The 438-nt window shown below is 62.3% G+C and carries 1 protein-coding gene; it reads right to left on the bottom strand.

Annotated elements, in window-relative coordinates; all coding sequences use genetic code 11:
- A partial coding sequence (locus tag J5M56_RS25635; protein WP_207938139.1) for a DUF1302 family protein occupies positions 1 to 438 on the bottom strand: 438 nt, incomplete at both ends.

Here is a 438-nt window from a genome sequence, read left to right on the forward strand (position 1 = left end):
CGTCGTTGTATTCCCAGATCGCCCGACCACGGTAGCCCCACGACATCGACGTGGTGAAACCGTCGTTTTCGCAATTGCGGCTGCGGTTGTTCTGCGGCGAACCCGGGCCTGCGCCGTTGATGGTGCTGTTGTTGAGGATGTTGGCGCAGGTATCGATACCGCCAGTGGCCGGCAACTCACCCGGACCGTAGACCGGGTCACGGCCATAGCGCTTGTCGGAACGGCTTTCCAGGCCACCGACGTAGGTCGCGCCGACTTCACCAACGAGGGTCAGACGGCTGGCGCCCATGACCTGATCGAAGAAGTGCGTGAACGTCGTTTGCAGTTGGGTGATTTCCTTGCGCTCATAGCCATGCAGATCCTGACCCGGCACGCCGGTCAGCAGCGAAGCGTTGGTCAGCGCGCCGCCCAGTGGACGCACACCGGCAAACAGGATGT

The sequence above is a fragment of the Pseudomonas sp. 51_B genome (assembly GCF_017491595.1).
GTDB lineage: Bacteria > Pseudomonadota > Gammaproteobacteria > Pseudomonadales > Pseudomonadaceae > Aquipseudomonas > Aquipseudomonas promysalinigenes.